Annotated in this window: 23 protein-coding genes; 7 read left to right on the top strand and 16 right to left on the bottom strand. The window is 39.8% G+C overall.

The annotated features are described in order from the left end of the window. Nucleotides 1–16: 16 nt before the first annotated feature. The 8 genes from ACINWC141_RS00185 to ACINWC141_RS00150 are packed head-to-tail and all read right to left on the bottom strand — an operon-like array spanning nt 17 to nt 6,481. Entirely contained in the window at nt 17–538 is a 522-nt protein-coding gene (locus ACINWC141_RS00185) for a cupin domain-containing protein (protein WP_002117566.1), read from the bottom strand. 22 nt (nt 539–560) lie between these two features. Continuing rightward, entirely contained in the window at nt 561–1,784 is a 1,224-nt protein-coding gene (locus tag ACINWC141_RS00180) for an MFS transporter (protein WP_009386593.1), read from the bottom strand. A gap of 42 nt (nt 1,785–1,826) precedes the next feature. Then, nucleotides 1,827–3,038 carry an NAD(P)/FAD-dependent oxidoreductase gene (locus ACINWC141_RS00175; protein WP_009386517.1) on the bottom strand — a complete coding sequence of 404 codons (1,212 nt, stop codon included), beginning with the start codon at nt 3,036–3,038 and terminating at the stop codon, nt 1,827–1,829. Between the two features lie 28 nt (nt 3,039–3,066). Beyond that, nucleotides 3,067–3,996, bottom strand: a complete 930-nt coding sequence (locus ACINWC141_RS00170) for a VOC family protein (protein WP_009386530.1) — start codon at nt 3,994–3,996, stop codon at nt 3,067–3,069. Between the two features lie 11 nt (nt 3,997–4,007). After that, a complete protein-coding gene (locus ACINWC141_RS00165) occupies nt 4,008–4,772 on the bottom strand; it encodes an SDR family oxidoreductase (protein ID WP_009386522.1) in 765 nt (254 codons plus the stop codon). Next, nucleotides 4,765–5,832: a Rieske 2Fe-2S domain-containing protein gene (locus tag ACINWC141_RS00160; RefSeq protein ID WP_004641722.1), complete on the bottom strand. Its 1,068-nt coding sequence runs from the start codon at nt 5,830–5,832 to the stop codon at nt 4,765–4,767. The genes ACINWC141_RS00165 and ACINWC141_RS00160 overlap by 8 nt, the downstream gene beginning before the upstream one ends. A 16-nt stretch (nt 5,833–5,848) precedes the next feature. Then, nucleotides 5,849–6,148 carry a recombinase-like helix-turn-helix domain-containing protein gene (locus tag ACINWC141_RS00155; RefSeq protein ID WP_005070730.1) on the bottom strand — a complete coding sequence of 100 codons (300 nt, stop codon included), beginning with the start codon at nt 6,146–6,148 and terminating at the stop codon, nt 5,849–5,851. Between the two features lie 27 nt (nt 6,149–6,175). Continuing rightward, complete coding sequence (locus ACINWC141_RS00150) at nt 6,176–6,481, bottom strand: non-heme iron oxygenase ferredoxin subunit (protein WP_009386591.1); 306 nt, start codon at nt 6,479–6,481, stop codon at nt 6,176–6,178. 273 nt (nt 6,482–6,754) lie between these two features. Between ACINWC141_RS00150 and ACINWC141_RS00145 the strand changes: the two genes are divergently transcribed. Beyond that, nucleotides 6,755–7,567: an IclR family transcriptional regulator gene (locus ACINWC141_RS00145; protein ID WP_009386586.1), complete on the top strand. Its 813-nt coding sequence runs from the start codon at nt 6,755–6,757 to the stop codon at nt 7,565–7,567. A 46-nt stretch (nt 7,568–7,613) separates the two neighbouring features. On the opposite strand, the gene ACINWC141_RS00140 is transcribed toward ACINWC141_RS00145, so the two are convergent. Together ACINWC141_RS00140 and pnuC are read right to left on the bottom strand one after the other, a co-directional pair. Further along, nucleotides 7,614–7,913, bottom strand: coding sequence for a hypothetical protein (locus ACINWC141_RS00140; RefSeq protein ID WP_009386572.1), 300 nt, complete (start codon nt 7,911–7,913; stop codon nt 7,614–7,616). Between the two features lie 14 nt (nt 7,914–7,927). Beyond that, on the bottom strand, nt 7,928–8,509 hold the full coding sequence (gene pnuC / locus ACINWC141_RS00135) for a nicotinamide riboside transporter PnuC (protein WP_009386500.1): 582 nt from the start codon (nt 8,507–8,509) through the stop codon (nt 7,928–7,930). Between the two features lie 407 nt (nt 8,510–8,916). On the opposite strand from pnuC, the gene ACINWC141_RS00130 reads away from it, so the two are divergent. The 4 genes from ACINWC141_RS00130 to ACINWC141_RS00115 all read left to right on the top strand — a co-directional run bounded on the left by ACINWC141_RS00130 (nt 8,917) and on the right by ACINWC141_RS00115 (nt 12,349). Continuing rightward, nucleotides 8,917–9,861: a DMT family transporter gene (locus tag ACINWC141_RS00130; protein WP_009386489.1), complete on the top strand. Its 945-nt coding sequence runs from the start codon at nt 8,917–8,919 to the stop codon at nt 9,859–9,861. Between the two features lie 196 nt (nt 9,862–10,057). Next, nucleotides 10,058–10,846: a crotonase/enoyl-CoA hydratase family protein gene (locus ACINWC141_RS00125; RefSeq protein ID WP_009386549.1), complete on the top strand. Its 789-nt coding sequence runs from the start codon at nt 10,058–10,060 to the stop codon at nt 10,844–10,846. 35 nt (nt 10,847–10,881) lie between these two features. Further along, nucleotides 10,882–11,760 carry an alpha/beta hydrolase family protein gene (locus ACINWC141_RS00120; RefSeq protein ID WP_009386508.1) on the top strand — a complete coding sequence of 293 codons (879 nt, stop codon included), beginning with the start codon at nt 10,882–10,884 and terminating at the stop codon, nt 11,758–11,760. A 28-nt stretch (nt 11,761–11,788) separates the two neighbouring features. Further along, the gene (locus ACINWC141_RS00115) at nt 11,789–12,349 is read left to right on the top strand and encodes a TetR/AcrR family transcriptional regulator (RefSeq protein WP_009386484.1); all 561 of its coding nucleotides are present in this window, start codon (nt 11,789–11,791) and stop codon (nt 12,347–12,349) included. A 43-nt stretch (nt 12,350–12,392) separates the two neighbouring features. On the opposite strand, the gene pgaD is transcribed toward ACINWC141_RS00115, so the two are convergent. From pgaD to ACINWC141_RS00090, 5 genes are all read right to left on the bottom strand, one after another. Further along, the gene (gene pgaD / locus ACINWC141_RS00110; protein ID WP_034676941.1) at nt 12,393–12,812 is read right to left on the bottom strand and encodes a poly-beta-1,6-N-acetyl-D-glucosamine biosynthesis protein PgaD; all 420 of its coding nucleotides are present in this window, start codon (nt 12,810–12,812) and stop codon (nt 12,393–12,395) included. Between the two features lie 89 nt (nt 12,813–12,901). After that, nucleotides 12,902–14,158 (bottom strand): poly-beta-1,6-N-acetyl-D-glucosamine synthase, encoded by a 1,257-nt coding sequence (gene pgaC / locus ACINWC141_RS00105; protein ID WP_009386584.1) that lies wholly within the window; start codon nt 14,156–14,158, stop codon nt 12,902–12,904. A gap of 13 nt (nt 14,159–14,171) precedes the next feature. Continuing rightward, entirely contained in the window at nt 14,172–16,166 is a 1,995-nt protein-coding gene (pgaB, locus tag ACINWC141_RS00100) for a poly-beta-1,6-N-acetyl-D-glucosamine N-deacetylase PgaB (protein WP_009386580.1), read from the bottom strand. Between the two features lie 244 nt (nt 16,167–16,410). Next, nucleotides 16,411–16,749 carry an FKBP-type peptidyl-prolyl cis-trans isomerase gene (locus ACINWC141_RS00095; protein WP_002117532.1) on the bottom strand — a complete coding sequence of 113 codons (339 nt, stop codon included), beginning with the start codon at nt 16,747–16,749 and terminating at the stop codon, nt 16,411–16,413. An 86-nt stretch (nt 16,750–16,835) separates the two neighbouring features. Beyond that, nucleotides 16,836–17,366, bottom strand: a complete 531-nt coding sequence (locus ACINWC141_RS00090; protein WP_009386538.1) for a YaeQ family protein — start codon at nt 17,364–17,366, stop codon at nt 16,836–16,838. 189 nt (nt 17,367–17,555) lie between these two features. On the opposite strand from ACINWC141_RS00090, the gene dctA reads away from it, so the two are divergent. Continuing rightward, a complete protein-coding gene (dctA, locus tag ACINWC141_RS00085) occupies nt 17,556–18,818 on the top strand; it encodes a C4-dicarboxylate transporter DctA (protein WP_009386504.1) in 1,263 nt (420 codons plus the stop codon). 42 nt (nt 18,819–18,860) lie between these two features. On the opposite strand, the gene ACINWC141_RS00080 is transcribed toward dctA, so the two are convergent. Beyond that, nucleotides 18,861–19,859 carry a CobW family GTP-binding protein gene (locus ACINWC141_RS00080; RefSeq protein ID WP_009386596.1) on the bottom strand — a complete coding sequence of 333 codons (999 nt, stop codon included), beginning with the start codon at nt 19,857–19,859 and terminating at the stop codon, nt 18,861–18,863. Between the two features lie 499 nt (nt 19,860–20,358). Between ACINWC141_RS00080 and ACINWC141_RS00075 the strand changes: the two genes are divergently transcribed. After that, the gene (locus ACINWC141_RS00075) at nt 20,359–20,565 is read left to right on the top strand and encodes a hypothetical protein (RefSeq protein ID WP_009386597.1); all 207 of its coding nucleotides are present in this window, start codon (nt 20,359–20,361) and stop codon (nt 20,563–20,565) included. The last annotated feature ends 26 nt before the right edge of the window (nt 20,566–20,591 follow it).

The following is a 20,591-nucleotide window of genomic DNA, read 5'->3' as shown; positions in this document are numbered from 1 at the left end:
TCACTTCATCAAGCGATTAACGTTTGATTTGAGACAATGGATGCTCGGGTGGATAGTTTGGAATGGTTGGTTTACCCGTTCCTAACATTACACACATCAAGGCATCTTCTTGACCTGGGTTAAATAGACCACGGTAAATTCCCGGTGGAATTGAAATCAGGTCACGCTCTTTTAAACGGGTCTCAAATTTTTCGCCGTTGTGCTCAATGAACAAATCAATTTCGCCGCGAAGCATAAAGAACACTTCTTCAACATCGTGGTGAATATGCAAAGGACCTTCACACTGTGGCGGCAACACCATGGTCGAAAATGTGAAGTTTTCTGCTGGAACGGTATTACCGTCATTTGCAACACCTGTTGCGCCCGTACCCATGTAACGCATTTGAGCACGGCGATATTTCGGGTCGTAATCGGCTTGGAACTTCAAAGCATCAAAGTCATATTTACGTGTCTCAAAGCGAGCAATACGCGTATTTAACCAATCTTCTAAAGAAGCACCTTCTGGTTGTGCCCATGATTCGAATTGTTGTGTAGTCATTTTTAAACTCCTATACAGTGAATTAATAACGTTTTAAAAGAGGAACCAAGAACAACGACCCAATGACAGCGACAGCAGCCAAGAAGGTAATTCCTAAATTAAAACTATGTGTTTGCATCACGATGTAACCGATAAGTACAGGTGCAATTGCACTTGCAAAATTACCTAAACCGTTAAATATTCCGCCCGCAGTCGCCCCTACATTTGAGGTGGTTACTTTTGCAAGCAGAGCAAATACGGCAGCGACTCCAAAACCCCATGCCATCGCACTTAAAGACATGGCAGCAATAATCAATAATGGCTGGGTCATCAGGACCATCACATACATGAAAATGCCTGCGAGTAATAAGCCACTAAATACCTGAATGGCGCGTCGACCTAACTTGTCAGATAAAAATGCGCCCATGATTTCGCCAATTAACATGGCAATAAATGGAAAGCTTGAATACATCCCAAATTCTTTGAGATTGAATCCTTTGTCTTGCATAAGATAAGAAGGAACCCAGCTATTTAAGCCCCATAAATACGTCATCAATGCAATGTTAAAGAGGCACACCAACCAGAATGCACTGTTGCTTAAGAGCAATTTCGTATTGGCAACATGGCCTTTGAAATTGGTACGTTTACTCTCACCATCAATTTCGACAGTTTTCTTAAGTTGCAAATTACGTAAGCCAAAAACGATGCTAAAAATGGCAATCAGTGTTAATCCGGCCATCACAAAAAAAGTGGTATGCCAGTCATGGTGTGCTAAAACATTTGCCGTGATCGGGAACCCAAGAAATGCACCAATCGGCGTGCCAAGTAAGAACATGGTAGAAGCACGTGCTTGCTGGCGATCTGTGTAAGTCTGCTTCACAATCGCATAGGCCAAAGCAAACAATGGACCTTCTGCCAAACCCAGTAATACACGTAAAATCAACATGCCTGAGTAGCTGGTGGTAAAACCCATGCAAAACATGAGTAAACCCCATGACGTTACACTCCAAAACAGCATTTTCTTTGGGTTAAAGATGTCACCCAAAAAGCTTAGAAAAACTGATGAAAAACCATAAGCAAGTAAGAAACTTGTCATGAGCCATCCGAGCTTGGCCTTATTTTCAGCAATTCCCATTGCACTTTGAAAATGTGGATCTGAAAATAAAACCGCAATACTAATCTTGTCGAAAAATGCCAGTACCACACACACCATAAGGACAAAAGCAGGTACCCAATGCTTTAATCCACTTTTTTCTTCATTACTCATGTGTCATTCCTTCGATTTGGTAATGAGAACCAGATTTAATGTTTACGGTTTTAACTTCATGACATTAAATTCAGCATCTGCTAACAGTTTTGGATCTAAAATGGTGTTGGCTTGCATCCAACGTTTTGCCAGTTTGACTAGCTTCGAGTCATTAATGGCAATCATGTTGAGCAAATGATTTTCATGGTCCAGATATAAATAGCTCACCTGATCTTCACCGCCTTGGCGAATGACCAATTCTTTGGTTTTTTCAGGTTGATATGTTCCTAAAATCTGAATGTTGAAGTGATATTGATCAGACCAAAGCCATGGAATATCGCTATATTCAGTTTCAATTCCGAGCATTGATTTTGCTGCTGCAATGGCCTGATTTTGCGCATTTGCCCAAGACTGAATGCAATAGCCCAAACCCGGATGAATTGCGACATCACCTGCGGCATAAATGTTTTGATCTGAAGTTTGCCCAAAACAGTTCACCACAATGCCATCTTTCACATCGAGACCAGCGTGTACACCTAACTCTTTGGCAATTTCAGCGCCTGCACCTACTACAACACAATCAAATAACTGGCTATGTTGAGGATGGTTCACCACTTCAACTTTCTGATTAGGTGCTTCAACCAAATGAAGGCTTTTGCTATCTAAATGAATTTTTGTACCTTGCGTCTCATGCATATTTTTTAAAAATGCAGAAACTTCCGGACTCACACTTCTTGCACATAAGCGGTCGCCATATTCAAAAATATGAACATCTTTACCTTGCTTTCGCGCAGTTGCAGCAATTTCTAAACCGATCCAGCCACCGCCAATCACCGCGACATTTTTTGCATTCTTTAAAATTTCAGCCAAACGCTCACAGTCATGCACATTACGTAAAGTCACAACATTTGGAATGAACTGCCATGTATTCACCGGCACACGTGCACGGCTTCCGGTTGCAATCAACAATTTGTCATACGGCAAAATCTGGCCACTTTCTAAATGAACCTGTTTTTGTTCACGATCGACTTTTGTTGCAATTTCCGGTTTATGCCATTGAACCTTGAACTCTTGAACCTGTTCAGCAGAGAACAGATTCAAACTTTCATACGTTGCTTCTTTTGAAAGTACTTGCTTAGACAGTGGCGGACGTTCATAAAACACTTGATCTTCATTTGAAACCACGTGAATTTCGCCCACATACCCATTTTGACGTAAGGTACTTACTGCCCAACCCGCTGCCTGTCCGGCACCTACAATTACGATCTTTTCCATAGCCATCTTCCTTGTAAAGCAATCCCTGTTAAACAGGCTTCACCTGACGGCGGGTTGTGTCATCAAGACCACCTTCAATCGCCCACTCGGTGAAAAGCTCTAGGCAATGTTCCTCTACACGCGGTTGCCATTCTTCTGTCAAATAATCATCGTTGGTGTAATATTCAAATGCACCACCTAATGGTGAGTTGACGTACCAGAAATAAGCAGAAGAAATTGGGTGACGTCCCGGCCCAATGAAAGTTGACCACTCCGAACGATTCATATTTAAACCGCCTCCAATCACCTCATGGATATCACGTACTACAAACGCAACGTGATTTAAGCCAGCAGGTTTATTTGGAACACTAAGCAAGAATAAATCATGGTGATAACCTTCACCGCGGCAACGTAAGAAAGCACCACGATTTTTATAGGCATCCGATAAATGAAAGCCTACTTTTTCAATATAGAAATTTTCGGTTGTTGCCAAATCTGGTGTGAAGAACACCACATGTCCAATCGCAACAGGTTGACCTTTTTCATAGACAGGGCTTGCTGCATTCACACGTTGAATGTTGCCGTATTGGTTAATGCCTTCCGTTTTAAGTTCAGACACATCTTTAACAAAACTTTGTTCAAAACGAATGGTCATGCCATTTGGGTCAAGACACTGAACTGTATTTTCTGAACGTTTAAAACCGTCTACATCAGCCAAACGAGCTGCTAAGTCTTCTAGGTCTTGTATGCTTTCAACACCCCACGTCACTTCACGTAAAGTTGAGCCTTGTTCAATGGCAGCAGGCAAACGATCATCATCACAATTAAATAGATAAATCTTGCTACCATTTTGAGTCTGGTAAAGATCTGTGCCTTCAATATCCGAAGCACTTTTGCTTAAACCAAAATCTGCTAAAAACTTGTTTGAAGCGGCTCTATCTTCAACTCCAAACTTTAAAATTTCGATCCCTGTAATCATTTGACTACTCCTTAGTTAAAGACAAAACCGCCATTGACCGGAATATTTTGACCTGTCACAAAAGAGGACAAATCCGACAGTAGATACAATGCTGTTCCATTTAAATCTTGTGGAAGTTGCTGACGTTGAATCGCTCTTCCGTTGACATATAAATCGTGACGTTCTTGAGGCACATACTCGGTTGCCTCAACCAGAGTAAGGCCCGGTGACAATGTGTTGACACAGATATTGGACTGCCCCAACTCTCTTGCCATAGAACGCGTCATGGCAACAATTGCACCTTTACTTGCAACATAAGCCATTAGATTCGGTGCGCCCCAAAGTGCTGTATCGGAAGCAACATTAATAATTTTGCCAGCAGCCGACTGCTTTAAATGGGGAACACATGCCTTACTGATTAACCATGTGCCTTTTACATTAATATTCATGACCCGGTCCCAAAGATCAGGATCATAATCAACCATACTTTTTCCACCGACATTGGTTGCCAGTGCCGCACAGTTCACAAGACCATCTAAACCATTTAATAGCTCAACGCTTTTTGCAACCGCATTTTCAATAGAGTCTGCATTGGCAAGGTCAACGGTAACCACATGAACGTTTAGCCCTTGTTGCTGTAACGCCTGTGCTTCTTGTTGCACCAAGTCAGATAAAATATCTGCCATCACAACTTCAGCGCCAGCCTCGGCAATGGCTTGAGCGAAATCTCGGCCTAAACCACGCGCAGCACCAGTCACTAAAACTTTTTTGCCTTGCAACAACGCTACATTAGCCATGAGCTTCTTCCTGCATCTCGATACGGTTTGATGCATTTAGCGCAGCAATTTTCTTTAATTGCTTTTCAGCTTCTTTTTTCATTAAACGGCGTAAACGAGCAAGACCGACATCGTGTTGATAGAGGAACTCTTTTTCACGCGCATTTGGCGCAAGGTTTTCTAAAATAATTCGGTCTTGTTCCAATACATCCCAATGCAACTGCTCTAAATGATTGCGATATAAGAAGCGCCATACATTACGTTGCCAGCCACTCACCTTACGGCAGCGCCAGAAAAATACACGAGTATTATTGGCATCAATTGGCGTTGCGTAACCCACAATCCAGAATTCGCCACCTGGGCCAAATTGTTTGCGGTATGGAATTGAAAGACGTAACCAACTCGCACCTGTTGAACCGTATTCGACCCAGTCGAAGTTCACGCCAGTTTGGCCTTCTTTTTCAAAAACAAAGCCATTATCGGTTGTGCGGTGCTTCATCTCTGCAGTACGTTCACCATCTGCCATTGAGTGCGATGTCGCGTGTAAATAGGTCCCATGCATTGGGTCCATCACGTTATCAATCGCGTATTGATGATTTACTTTCCAGTCCGCTTGGCAAAGGAATGCACTCCACTCTTCGCTTGCAAGTTGTTCTGGGAACTCAAGTGGTTTTGGCTGCTCGTTTGCATCAATACCAAACCAAATGAAAATTGCCCCATGCTGCTCACTTACCGGATAGCTCTTTAAACATTTGGTTCCTGTCATTGGACATTCATGAACAGCTGGCACATCAGCAACCACACCATCAGCACGAACTTCAACACCGTGATACCAGCAAGCGACTCGGTCGCCTAAGTTCCAACCCAATGAAAGGCGAGCACCGCGATGCGGACAGCGATCTTCAAGCGCATGAACCTGACCTTCGGCATCACGCCAAACCACAATATTTTCGCCTAAACGGGTAATTCCGACTGGATTAGCAGCCACTTCCCAACTTGCTAAAACCGGATGCCATTGGTCACGTAAACCAAGTTCTAAATATTCTTCAGCGCTTTGTGAAGCTGATACGATTGCGTTCATTTTATTCGTCCTTGAATTAATAACCTAAACGTTGCATTTCTTCTGTAAAACTCGCAGAAGTCCATTCATCACCAGATTCACAGCGGAAACCCTGCTGATTAAGTGCAGAAACAACGTCATCTAACTCAGTTGCACCCGCAGAAAATGCTTGAATCAAGTTCTTTACAAAGTCTTGTTCGTAGAGCGTTGGTTCTTTATAACGTGTTTGCCAAACCAACAATTCAGATTGACCAGGAATTTGAATATTGTTGATACCTGCTTCGGTTGCTGGCGTTGCATGAATCCAGCTTGCCAACTTTTCATTAAATGTCTTCATTGTTCTGCTTCCTTGTACATGTGAGGACTAGAGTTGAATTTGAATATCCTGTCCTTCAACACGAACTGGGTACGTACATAGGTTTCTACACCCGGGTCCACTTTTTAGCTCACCTGTCTGAATGTCAAAAATTGCTTCGTGCAATGGGCATTCAACAGTGTGATCTTCGATAAATCCTTCAGTTAATAAGGCATATGCATGAGGGCAAACATTTTCGATAGCAAAGTAATTTTCATCGACGAAAAATACGCCTATTTTTTTCCCTTCAATTTCGATGGCTTTCGGCTCATCTTCACTAACGTCACCCTGCTGACAAATTGAGATCCAACTCATACCTTGCGTCCTCATTTTGTTTTATATACAAAACATAATTTGATTTTCAAAACATAGGCTAAGCATAATCCCCTTGATCATTTTTTGTCAAAGTAAAAATAAATATAAATTTCATTATCTTAATTAAATTTAAATATTTTGTTACGTTTCAAACAGGAAACAAAGTTTTGAATATAAAAATTGTTTTATGCATTTTTAACAATTACAATAGTTCTAAAATAAAGCAGCATGCTCCAAATTGAACCTTGTTTTATTTATAGGAAAATGACACAAATGAGCCTAACAATTGAAGAAGATTCGCAAGAATCAGAAACAACAAAAAATGATGATCGATATTTAGTACCCGGCCTTGTCCGGGGGTTGGCTATCTTGCAAGCATTTAATCAACAAGCGCAAGAAATGACGATTACAGAAATTGCTGAAATTTTAGAAGTGAACCGTTCTAGTGCATTTCGCCTAATCTATACACTCGAGTCTTGCGGCTATTTAAGAAAAGCATCTCAAAAAACTTATGCGCTCGATTCAAAAGTCATGGAACTTGGTTTTAATAGTTTATCTAAACTTTCATTACTCGATTTATCGACACCATTAATGAAAGAACTACGTGACCAAACTAAACTTGCCGTGCATCTTTCTATTTTAGAAGGCACTCATATTGTCTTTGTAAATAACATTCAATCGATGGGAACCTTTACGAGCAACATTAGCTTAGGTACACGTTGGCCTGCGCACGCAACCGTGATTGGTCAAATGCTATTGTCTGATTTACCTGAAAATGAAGTACGTCAGCGTTACCTTAACTTTGATGATTGGGATAGCTTTTCTGAACTAACTCCAACCAATTTAAAAACCTTATTGCAAAGATTAGTGTATGTAAAAACTCAAAAAACAATGGTGAGCTGGGGTCATTATAATCATGATATGGCAGCTTGCGCGGCACCTATCTTTAAACAGTCAAATGGCAAAATGGTGGCTGTTATTTCAGTGAGTTGCCCAATTACCACATATGATGAAAGAACATTTAAAGAAGATATCGCAAGCCTCGTTGTTGAAACAGCAAATAAAATTTCCAAATTTATTTATTAAAAAAAAGCGACGTTAAGTCGCTTTTTTTTGGATTTTATTTCTTAAATTAAAAATTACACTGAAATACGTTCCCATTCATATCATTAAAAATAAGTGTTGAATGGTTTTCTTTAATATCAAACTTTAAATACTGCTGTTTAAACTGGACAATCGCATAAAACTCTTCAGCACCGTCATCTAAACCAGTCGCAGAAACCTGACTGCCCTGCGGAAAATCTTTGAGCCACTCGGCATTATAGAAATCTGACACTGAACTAAATTCACAATACTGTTTTGGCTCTGCCATTATTTTTGCAGCAATCAGATCAAACTGTTGTTGTTTATAGACATCTAAGCTCAACAACATGATCACTCTCCACATTAAAGCTGGTTAGAGGCTAAAAGCTGTTTCTTTTTAACTTTTTCCCATTGATACCAACCATAAGCGGCCATCAGAACAAATGCTGCATATAACGCGGCTGTTAAAAATAAATCTTTATAGATAAACATGCCCACATAAATAATATCAACGAACACCCATAGTACCCAAGTCGCAATATGCTTTCGGCTGGTCCAATACGTTGCAAGTAAACTAAAGGCTGCAAGCTGTGAGTCAAGCATAGGCACCGCTGCATCAGTAAAGTTTTTAAGAACTAAACCAAACAGTAAACCACCCACCGCGGCAATAATCATTTGAATGATAGCGGTTTTAACTGCAATAGGTTCGATTCGAATGTCGTGATCTTGCTGCTTTCCTTTGAACCAATAGTAAAAGCCATAAAAATTTACGACCATAAAAAAGAACTGCAAAATCGTTTCGCCATAAAGTTTAAATTCGTAAAACAAATAGGCATATAAAACAAAAGCAAAGAAATTAAACAGCCAACACCACATATTCCTGATAACAGTTAGTCCGACCCCAATTAGGCTAATCAAGACTGCAAAAATTTCTAGAGGTGACATAAGAACAGCTTCTTATTAAGATCAATTCGACGGGGTATTATGAGAAAAATATAGAGCTAAGCAAACTACTAATTTAAGGTAATCAAAAAATCTATAGTTCATGTTTGAATATAATTTGTACTTTTCTATTTCTGTGTTATAAAAATACCATCTGTATTTTTAATATACTTATCATGTTTTTATCCAAAGCCCATTGTTGTCTAGCGCGTCAATTACACGCCCCAGAGATTAAGTTCGATGTGGTCAATTGGCGACGTCCTTATTTTGGCCAGTTTGGCGCTTTGGATACGAAAATCGAGATATTTAAATTGTAATATATCCCCCGGATTTTCATCACAAGCCGCCATAAAAAGCGGCTTTTTTTATGCCTTTTTAACACACAAAAACCCAACTTTCTGGAGCTTTATATGAAGCCATTATTTGAACAACAGAGTATATCCACCCCGCAGATTCAGCCGGCTGTAGCATTAACTTCATCTCCAACTCGCCTCGCTACAGCCGGCCAATTTATTGCTGTCGTCATTATTTGGTCACTTACCCCACTCGCGGCGGTCTGGACAGTACAAGAAATTCACTGGGCATGGGGATTATTTATTCGATTCAGTCTGGCGATTCCAATCGCCTTACTCTGTCTAAGGTTTTTTCGTTTAAAGCTCATCTTTAGTAGAAAAGCTGTTTTAAGTTACTGTGCAGGCGCCATTGGCTTATTTGGATCTATGGCCTTTTGTTATATGGGTGCAGATAAAGTTCCCTCTGCCATTATCTCAATTATTTACGGTACTTCTCCGTTAGTGTCCGGCCTCATTAGCACCTTTTTATTAGGACGTGAGCGTTTCTCGGCATGGCAATGGCTTGGGCTCGGTATTGCTCTTGTCGGGATGAGTTTTACTTTAGGCCTGTCTTCATCAGGTTTTCAGCTCAACCGCGTCGGTATTATGTTAGAACTGATCGCAATGCTGTTTTATGTATTGTCGACTTTTGCCGTAAAATCTGTCGGAGCGCATATTCCACCAATTACACAAATGACAGGTGCTACTCTTGTTTCATGGGTCGGTTATGTATGCTTGTTACCTTTCTTTTGGTCACATCTTCCCACTGAATTACCAAGCCTTAAAATTTCAGTAGCGGTACTCTACAGCGCAGTTTTTTCATCTGTGCTTGCGATGATTTTTTATTATCAACTCATCAAGGTCTTACAGCCGACCACCGTACTATTTATTACGATTATCACCCCAGTATTAGCTACATTTTGGGGGACATGGTTCAACCATGAACAACTTAGCTCACATCTTATTTTAGGTTTAACCCTGTTATGCCTAGGGTTATTGATGTATTCACGTCGTCCAACTTAAGATTTTATAACCTGATTGAGAACACTCGTCAGGTTATTCTCCCCCCTCATCTTTACATTAACCTTAATAATAAAAACTTAGTTTTATTTTAATCGCCGTTCTATTTTTGTTTACGAAGTAGTCAATAAATTATATTTGACACTTTTTAAACGATCGTTTAAAAACTTATTAAAAGATAAATAAAGGACATCCAAATATGTCAAATCAAGAAGGAAAAGTCAGCCGTGAAACCCGCGGACATATTTTTTTAATTGGTCTAGATCGGGCAGCAAAACGGAATGCCTTTGATAGTCACCTAATTAAAGATTTATCACTGGCGCTTACCGAATATGAAAATAATGATGCTCTTCGCTGTGCAATTATCTTTGCTCATGGCGACCATTTTACGGCCGGATTAGATTTAGTTGAGTTACAACCCAAGCTCGCTACAGGTGTTTTTGATTTTAGTGATGAAGAAGTGAACCCTTGGGGTACAGTTGGACGAAAACTGAGTAAACCTTTAATTGTTGCGGTACAAGGTTATTGCTACACCGCTGGTATCGAACTATTTCTGAATGCGGACATTGCTTTAGCAAGTGAAAATACTCAGTTTGCACAGATGGAAGTTCAACGCGGCATCTTACCTTTTGGTGGAGCTACAGCACGATTTACTCAAGCTGCGGGTTGGGCCAAAGCCATGCGCTATTTGCTCACCGGTGATTCTTTTGATGCAAAAACCGCCTTTGATATGAACCTGATTACAGAGATATGCCCAGAAGGTACGGAGCTCAACCGTGCAATAGAACTGGCTGAACATATTGCTCAAGCTGCACCACTTGCTGTAAAAGCGACCCTCGCTTCTGCCCGTGAAGCCATCAATGAAGGTTATCAAACTGCTTTTAGCCAATTACAGAGCCATCTTCAGCCTTTACTCACCACAGAAGATGTTCAAGAAGGTGTGTTTGCGATGTTGCAAAAAAGACCGCCTGTTTTTGAAGGTAAATAAAATTTCATCACGCTAGAAAAAGAAAGAGAAAAGCAATGCAATCAGCAACTCAAATAGATGAACAGCTTAGCCAAACTGTACAATTTTCGGCTTTAGATGGCTATCCACTCAAGGGCACACGTTACTTTACGACGACGCCTGCTAAGGCCAATATTGTCGTTGCAGGAGCAACAGGCGTCCCGCATGAGTTTTACCGCCGCTTTGCTGAATATATGACGCAATTTGGCTATCAAATATTAACGTTTGACTATCGAGGCGTCGGAAAATCGAGTCCAAAATCTTTAAAAGGATTTGATATGTCTTATTTAGACTGGGGACAATATGACTTAGCAGGTGCGATTGAATATTTATTAAAAGAGCCTTTACCCCTTTTCATGGTGGGTCATTCTTACGGTGGCCATGCGCTCGGGCTCTTACCTAATCATGAGAAATTATTAGCCTGCTACACGTTTGGTACAGGTGCAGGCTGGCACGGCTATATGCCACTGAAAGAACGTTTTAAAGTTCAAGTGGTCTGGAATATCGTGTTTCCGCCTATTGTTGCCGTGACAGGTTATTTACCTTGGAGCAAATTTAATATGGGTTCCGATTTACCTCTAAATGTTTATAAACAGTGGCGTAAATGGTGTAAAAACCCTAAGTATTTTTTTGCTGACCCAGAACAGCAGCATTTAATTGAACAGTATGCTTCTGTCAAAACTCCAATTTATGCAGTCTCCGCCCTTGATGATGACTGGGCTTTACCTGCTTCTTGCCGTGCATTTATGCAACATTATCGACAAGCAGAAGTCACATATCTCAGTCTTCAACCTCAAGATGTTGCTATGAAAACCATTGGGCATATGGGCTACTTTAAAAAAGATGCTGAACAAATCTGGAGTAAAATCCGCATCACTTTTGATGGTTTTTTATAAACCTGTTTTATGTTTTGGATGATATGAAATGAGACCACAAAAACTTGCGAAAGAAGAGCTGCTCAAGCACTGCGCTTTGCAGTTTAAAACTTATGGATATGCAGGAACGAGCATGGACATGCTGGCGAAAGCTTGTGGCCTCACTAAAGCTTCTTTTTATTATTATTATCCAAACAAAGAGGCGCTTTTGCTCGAAGTGTTAAATGGTACTCATCAATATTTAATTCATTCTCTATTTGAAAGTACAACACATTCAGAACTCTCAGCCATTGAGCGTTTTGAGCAAATGCATAAGCGTGCTGTACAGTTTTTTACCCAAGGGGTGAATGGTTGTCTGCTTGGGGTAATTTCAATGGAAGCGGCATATGGCTCACCTGAAATTTTAGCCAAAATACGTAGTATTTTTCAGGACTGGCAACTTGCAATTGAATCTATTTTTGCCAAGTGCATTGCTCACGATCAAGCAGAGATTTTAGCAAAACAAAGTATTGCTGATTATGAAGGCGCAATCTTGATGTACCGTGTGACACAGGATGAATTTTATATTAATCAAGTTAAGCAACGTATTCTTGGATTTCTCAATTCATAAAAATAAAGCCCACTTTTAGTGGGCTTTATTTGATTGATAGGGCTTATTCAACTCTAACGATTTTACCTAATTCATCGTGGTGAACGACTGTAATTTTTTGGCTACGCCCCTGCTCAATTTCATGTTCAGGTAAATCAAAGTAGCGTGCATAATCATCAGTCTGTTTTGCTTTAAGCGCGCTACCACCGACACGACGCTCTGGTAGCACATGGCTCCATAACAATAAGCAAATTGCACAAGCAATTAATGCTGTAAGGCCATGTTCAATTCCTACACCAAAGGCATTAAATAAACGGTGTACCAAATGAGTTTTTTGTAACTCAGCCAATACCCAGATAAACACAAAAGGACGCCACAACAACAACCAAACCGCCCACATCATGGCTGTGCTTGTTGTAGAAGCATAGCGTTTATGCCATGGTAATTGACGGCGTAAATCAATAATCAACGAATTTGTCTTCATTTCTCTCTTTACCTAACGAAGTGCTGTGGTTTTTCCCCAGACATCAATACAGCACGATCTTTAAAATCTCATGACTCTTGCATTTCATTCTAGCGAATGCCCCGATCCGGGCTCACCCAACGTGCTCGTTTCTCATTTCCACGTCGTAAGACTTTTGGAAATGCCACAATGGTTGCTGAAATAGTGATTAGCCAAAAGACCAATGGATACCAGATCATCCAGAAATAGTTTTTTCCTAGATGCGGTTCATAACGACTATCCATCCATTTGCTTAAAGCAAACTGAATTAGACAGGTTGCCCCCAATAAAATACCGCTACCATACGGTAAAAATGGGGAACTCACAACGGCCAGTGCGGGTACAGGTAAAATAAAATGTGCCAACCACAATAAGGCCATCGCTAGCATTAAATATGACCAAACTAAAGTTAAGCAAAGCTCAAACATTAAAGGCCATAAAAAATTCAATTTTGGCTTGGTGAACACATCAATATTTTTAATTAATACTTGTGCGCCACCCATTGCCCAACGTAAACGTTGTTTCCACAACCCATTTAAGGTTTCAGGCATTAAAATCCAAACTAAGGCATTTGGTTCAAACTCAATATCCCAACCTGCACGCTGTAACTTCCAAGTAATATCGATATCTTCAGTCAACATATTTGGTGACCAATAGTCGACTTGGTGAACCGCGCTTTTACGAAAAGCCGTAATTACACCCGATACGGTAAACAAACGACCAAAGGTACGTTGTGCACGTTTAATCATGCCCACAATCGAAGAAAACTCACCGACCTGAATACGACCTAATAAAGTTGAGCGAGTGCGGATACGCGGGTTTCCAGTGACCGCAGCAACAGTCGGATTTTCAAGAAAATGACGAATCATCCACTTTGCTGCATGTGGATCAAGTAAAGCATCACCATCAATACCAATTAAAAACTCGGCATCGGTCATTAAGCTTCCGGCTTGCAGCCCCATGGCTTTACCTTGGTTTTGAGCCAAATGAACAACACGCAATTTTTCATGTTGTTCTGCTAAACGGTCAAGTACTTCGCCTGTATTATCCGAGCTGCCATCATTAATCGCAATCACTTCAAAATGAGGATAGTCCAGTTTTAAAGCATGGCTAATGGTTTCCTCTGCATTGTCCCCTTCATTAAAACAAGGAACTAATACAGCAACTTTTGGATAACTTTCTAATGGGGCTGGTTGATCGTAAGGCGGAGCCTGACGTTCTTTCCAATAGAAAATGATCGCACCCATCATCCATAAATACGACATGAATAATGGATAATAAAAAACGAATTTTAAGGCATGCGACCATATTGCAGCAAAGATTGTCATGTTTCAGCCCCGACTACGGCACAAGACGAGATGATTTTTCAGCAAATGCTTTATGCATTACGTCAACATCCGGGTGATCTTTGATTGGGTCATCAGGGTAATATCCGACATGCATTACACCTTGTTGATAAAGTGAGTGAATTGTTGCTGCCATTTCAGTTGAAGGTACCTTTTCATTTTTACGCCAGTCGGTTGCCTGTAATTCGAAAACGGTTTTCTTGATGCCATTAGGATATTGTTTTACCCGATCAACCATATCTTTATAAAATTGATCAGCATTCTCCACTTGTTCCATATAAGGCATCGCCATAATAGCTGTAAAGTCATAACGTTTTAATGACTCTTCAAGCGATTGTGAATACCAGTTTTCTGCATATGGTTTTAACGCAACTTGCGCATACAAATTACGTGCAGTCATCAAGAATGGTTCATATTGTCGCACGTCATCAACAAGTTGCATTGCAAAATCATCTAGATATTTTGTCTTATATGCAGTCCACTTTTGCAAGTCTTGGTCGTTCTCACGGATTTTTGCCAAATCTGTCGGTAAACCTTGTTTCGCATAGGCTTTTAAAGCATCTGGGCTGGCATCTTCATAATCAGATAAGGTCACGTCGTCATGGAATAAAATTCCGTTAAACGGCGTTGACTTAGCCAAATCCTGATAAATTTCACGAATAGTTTGACGTGCATCGGCTGAGAACGGACTTAAACGGATATAACCCATATTCAAGTGTTCACCTGCTTTTGCCTGCTCCGTCACGACTAAATCTTTAGAAACAGGATCGGTTTTTGGTAATTCCCACGCCAATAGCGGCATCCACGCATAAATACGGCTTACAGCAGTACGCGTTTGAATTTGCCATGCAACACGGTTAAATAAATCGGCACGCATTGGAATATGGCGGTTTGGGAAATAAACCATATCAGCCGAACCATTCGCATCTGGATCTGAAAATGCCTGTAAATAAACTGTATTTACACCCATGCCATTAATTCGGTCTAACAAGTGGCCTAAATTACGCTCTTGTTGTTTCGGGTCTGGATCATAAATATAGTCCAGGTCAATATGCATGATTTTTTGCGGACGATTATTATCCGTTAAATTTAATTCACGGTTTTTAATTTCTTGAGCCAAATCATCAGTCGTCATTCCACCTTCTACCAAAATACGGCTCATATTTTGTAGTGACTGTTTTGCGTGGTCTGCCCCATCATCAAGTGTAATGGTTACTGGCATACCCAATTTGTTTGCAATTTTAACAGTTTGCATATTATAGCGACCATATGGCCATACCATAACACGTGGAGAACGTAAGCCATGTGCTTTGAGTAATTCGTTATTTTTTTTCAGGTCGTTATAGATTCGTGACTGATATTGTTCATCGTTTTCATAGGTTTGAGTTTTAACATCATAAAAACGCGTCGTTGCAGCAGGTTCAGAATTACCTTGTGGGTTGCCTGTAATACCGCGGTGCAAATGATAGCTATGGCTTGCAATCTCAACAAAACCACTATCTTGCATTTCTTTAAGCTCACCCCAGCTTAAGATTTTATCACGTGGAATTTCTTCTCCTGAAAAATCAACTTTCTGCCCTGCTTTTGGCTCTAACCATGAACCGACTACTGCGAGCACAACAGGGATTTTTTTAGCTTTAATGACCGGATATGCATTTTGATAAAAAGACTGATAACCATCATCTACAGTTAATAAAACTGGTTTTGTAGGCAGTTGATATTTACCTTGATGAGCGCGAATTAACTGGTCAACCGTAATAAAATGGAACCCGTTTTTTTGCAACCAATCGACGTGCTGGCTAAATTGTTGAGTTGTGACCGCATATTGAGGAATTAATGCATTCTTAGTATCGGTAATTTCATGATAACCAATGACCGTAAGTGTTGAAGCGTCCAGTTTAGGTGGTTTGGCTAATGCCATACCTGACAAGCCAGCCAAGGCCAAGCCAAGTGTGATGTTCAACAAAGGAGATGCAAAGCGGATAATCATGAAATAGCGTCTCAATAGCAATATAGATTATTTATGTGAATTTTGATGTTAAGACGCAAACTTTCTTCAATTTGGTCTTAATATCATCCTGCTCACAAATGAACAGTTTTTCAGTCAGCATTTATAATCAAATAATCTGAAAATAATCTTAAATATTCAAAAAGCTAAAATATAAATAAATAATGTATTTATATTTAAAGCTCATATAAACAAGAAAGCCCCCTAAAGGGCTTTCAAATTTTCACTAGTCACGGGTTTTGACATCGAATAATTCAATTTCAAAAATTAAATTAGAATTTGCTGGAATAATCTTACCCATTTTACGCTCACCATAAGCTAAATGAGCAGGCACGATTAATTTACGCTTGCCACCAACTTTCATTCCCATAATGCCTTGGTCCCAGCCTTTAATCACACGGCCTGTACCAATCACGCATTCAAAATAATTACCGCGATCAATTGAAGAATCGAATTTAGTACCGTCTTCTAACCAACCTGTATAGTGAGTTGTAATCAAAGCGCCCTTAACAGCCTCTTTGCCTTCACCTACTTTTAAATCGATAATTTCTAATTCATTTGACATGGTTTACCCTTTAAATCGAATCTCTAAATCGCAATTAGTACTTAGTGTACCAACTGAGTCTGTAGAATTTGTTGCGCTTTTCTATTTTACTGTAACTGCGTCCACACCACATTTGCCTGACCCTTTTCACCTAAAAGCGTCCACTCTGTGTCCATGACATTTAATTGGAGTTGCATGGTGCGTTCACAGAGTTGTTCTAGCTCGGCTGTGCTTTGAGGGGCAATTTGCCAAACCTGAACGTTACTTAACGTTTTAATTTTACTGTTTCTCTTCCACCAGTCTTCGACTTGCGTGCCATAGACAACAATTGCAACGTTTTTACAACGTGCACTCGCCTTTTTCACTTTATCTTCTGATGGTAAGCCCACTTCAATCCATGCTTCTAACTGACCTGTTAAATCTTTCTGCCATAACGCTGGCTCATCAGTTTCAAAAAGGTCTTTGGTAAACTCAAGCTCATCACTTGCAAAACGGGCAAAAGCCATCAAACGAACCATTAATCGTTCTAACGTTTCAGAAGGATGTAAGGCAAGCGTAAGTTGATAATCACCATAAATATGGTCATCCATATTCGCAATATTCAAGTCTGCCTTATAAATTGTTGCTTTAAGCGCCATGATTAATATGTCCCAAAATTTGGCGCTAAGGATACTCGATTTTGGCTAAAAAATTATAAAAAAACTGAGTAATCCAAAACATAGCCAAGGGAAATTTGCATATTCTTCCAAAACGCTTCAGTTATTTTAGAGTTGGCCAGTTTTTTGCTTGAAAGAGAAATATTCTTCTCCTCCTAAAATTGATGACTTATGTGGCAAAAGTTCAAGCGTAGTTTATTTTTACAGGTTCTTTGTGCTCTCTTTCTGGGAGTTGCAGTAGGCGCTAGTTTTCATGATTTCTCCCTATCTTTAAAACCATTGGGTGATGGTTTTATTTCTTTAATTAAGATGCTGATTGCCCCAATTGTGTTTTGTGTGGTTGTGCTTGGTATTTATGGTGCAAATGACATCAAAAAAATGGGCAAAGTCGGTGCAAAAACCATTCTCTACTTTGAAGTGGTCACCAGTATTGCTTTAGTTTTAGGCATTATCGTTGCCTATGTATTCAAGCCAGGCGTTGGCATGAATATCGATATCGGTCATTTAGATGCAAAAGATTTAAGCACCTATACCGAACGTGCACATGAAATGCACACTGGTTCAGAATTTCTGCTCAATATTATTCCAAAAACATTCACTGCCGCTTTTGCAAACGGCGATATTTTACAAGTTTTACTCATCGCTATTTTATTTGGTGTAGCCCTACTTTTAATTCCCAAAAATTTAGCAGAGTTAGTCCGTCAGGCCCTTGAAGCTTTTTCGGAAGTCTTCTTTAAAATTATGGGACTGATTATTCGTTTAGCGCCTATTGGTGTGTTCGGATCAGTGGCCTATACCACTGCCAAATTTGGTTTAGATTCGCTCGTACAATTGGGTTATTTGGTTTTACTGTTTTATGCAACCTGCATTTTATTTGTCGTTATTGTTTTAGGTTCAATTTTAAAACTTGCCGGTCTCAACATTTTCAAATTTGTGGCTTATTTTAAAGATGAGTTAGCGATCGTTTTAGGTACAGCCTCTTCTGATTCTGTTTTACCCCAAATTATGAAAAAGCTCAGAAATCTGGGAATTAAGGATTCAACCGTCGGTCTGGTCATTCCAACGGGTTACTCTTTTAACCTCGATGGGTTTTCAATTTATTTAACTTTAGGGGTAATTTTTATTGCGCAAGCCTGCAATATCGATTTATCTACGCATGACCTATTGGCTATTTTGTTGGTGTCACTCATCACATCTAAAGGTGCACACGGTATTCCTGGCTCAGCTCTAGTTATTCTTGCGGCCACCCTTTCCGTTATTCCAAGCCTGCCTGCGATTGGTCTAGTACTTCTACTATCTGTCGATTGGTTCATTGGCATTATTCGCGCCTGCACCAACTTAATTGGTAACTGTGTCGCCGCCGTAGTGATTGCTCACTGGGAAAAAGATATTGACCATGCTCAAGCCAAAGCAGTGTTAGATACAAAACCTTAAATCCATTATGAGAACATTAAATCGTCTTTGGTTTAATGTTCTCTATTCTTTAAGCTGACAAGCAAGTAATGCCGTTTCAAAAGCCAACCAATCGTGATGATGTTCGCTAATGATTTCAATGCGGTTGTCAATTCCCTCTTCACCAGACTTATAATTAAACTGATCAGGATTAAAGTTAAAAACTTTCCAACCTTGATCTGTATTAAAAATTCCCTTAATTCGAAGCCAGCCTTCCTGTGCGCATAATAAATCTAGCAAAGCATAAAAATCGAATTTCCAGCGTTTAGGTAATTTCCAACCTGCCACAATATAGCCTTGTGCCGACTCGACATAATGATAAGGTAATTGCTGAATTTCCTTCTTAACCTCGGTTTCAGTCATTTGTTTTTGAAGTTTAAGTAAAGGTTGAATAGAGCGCTCAGTTAAGCGAGCAGCTACATCAATTTTATTTAACGCTAACTGACCATGTTCAGTCTTAATCCATTCTTGATGATAAGGCTTGTATTCTTCTTTTAATAACTCAAGCGCCTGATCATCTTCAAAAGTCATCACATCAGTATGTGACACCACCACAATCTGGGCAGCTTTTAACTGATCTTCATAAAGGTTTTGCTTGACCCAGTTTGTATCGTGCAAACGGCTACCATCAACAACAGTAACTAAAGCACGCATGGCTAAACTACTTTGCCAATGCGGTTCAGTCAGTTGGTCAAATAACTGTGAAGGATGCCCAAGTCCTGTAGGCTCAATAAAGAGTCTATCTGGCTTTTGCTCACTCAATAGACGGGCTAAAGCAATATGCATAGGCAATTGACTACTACAACACAAGCAACCACCTAATAATTCTTTAACTGCATACCCCTCATCTTGAGGTAAGAGTTGTTGGTCTACTCCAATTTGCCCAAACTCATTCATTAATACAGCCCAAACCTCATCTTTAGGCTTCTGACTTAATAAATGCTGTAATAATGTGGTTTTACCAGCCCCTAAAAAACCAGAAATAATATGGGTAGGAACAGTTTTTTGGGCAATAAATTTCACAAGCGGCTCAAATCAACAAAGTTTAAAAACTAAAAAAGGTATATCACTGTTTAAATCCCATGAAAATGATTTTTCACTTTGAAGATATACTTTCCAATTATCAGGGCAAAACACTTAATATGTGACATACATCTCATTCAAAATCTAAATTAACTTTAGACAACTATAATTCAAACGGAATATTCTATTTATGCGCATTCACAATTCATGCCAAAGTGTTAGGTTTTCGTAACAAAATTGGTTTTTTTTTACTCAACAAGAAATATTCTTTCACATTTTAAGGTGTATTTAAGCCAGTTAATTTTACAGATTCCGCACATAAATGGCCCGTATATTTCATATTGTTAAGATAGGCGTAATAGATTGTTAAGTTAATTGATGTAATCCCAACCTCGGCTTAGCATGTGTCCTAGCTTAGTTATTCAGCCATACATATTCCATGTAGGTTTAAATGATTAGGTTTGATTTATTTTTTTAATGAATTTAAGGATGCCATAACATGAAATTAGTTAAAACTCTACTTGCAACAACTTTAGCTTTAACTGCAGTATCAACTTTCGCTGCTTCTAAACATGAACAAGCGCATAGCACTGCTGGTGAAGAGAAAGTAGTTGTTTCAACTCAAGAACAAGCAAACACTGCTAATGCTGCAACTGATGCTGTAGGTTCTGCTTCTGAAGCTGCACCAGCACCTGCAACTCGTTAATTCTCTCAGCACTCTCCTCCAAGCTC

This window comes from Acinetobacter sp. WC-141, from assembly GCF_000313935.1.
GTDB lineage: Bacteria > Pseudomonadota > Gammaproteobacteria > Pseudomonadales > Moraxellaceae > Acinetobacter.
The sequence above is the reverse complement of the archived record's forward strand: the minus strand, read 5'-3'. Positions and strand labels throughout refer to the sequence as shown.